Source organism: Micromonospora sp. DT63 (assembly GCF_049841615.1).
GTDB lineage: Bacteria > Actinomycetota > Actinomycetes > Mycobacteriales > Micromonosporaceae > Micromonospora.
In genome coordinates, this window is sequence record NZ_JBNCKQ010000024.1 from 1 (window position 1) to 402 (window position 402).

1 protein-coding gene is annotated in these 402 nt (G+C 68.7%); it reads right to left on the reverse strand.

The genetic code is table 11. The annotated features are described in order from the left end of the window. Positions 1–402, reverse strand: a 402-nt coding sequence (locus ACLQ27_RS32160; RefSeq protein ID WP_425870263.1) for a C39 family peptidase, incomplete at both ends; no start/stop codon positions are given.

The following is a 402-nucleotide window of genomic DNA, read 5'->3' on the forward strand; positions in this document are numbered from 1 at the left end:
GATGTCGGCGCGCAGTTGGTCGGTCTGCTTGGCGTCGGCGTCGGGCTTGCTGATCTCGACGCTGTGGTAGGCGTCGTTCTTGCCGGTTTCCTTGTTCAGGACGGGGGTGATGTCGTTGATGCTGTTGGTGCCGGCTTCGGTGGTGCCCATTTCCTTGGCCATGGCGTCGACGCTGATGTCCTTGCCCTGCACGCTCAGGGCGTTGCGGGCGGCGGCGGGGCCGCAGTAGTAGAAGTTCGGCTGGGCTTCGTAGCGCACGCCGAGCTGACGCTCGCCCGAGGGCTTGCGGTCGGTCTGGGTCTGCGACACGGGCTTGGCCGAGGTGGCGGCGTAGGCGGTGGTGACGGGGCCGGCGATGGCGCCGCCGGTGAAGGCGAGGCCGGCAGCGGTCAGGGCGGTCTT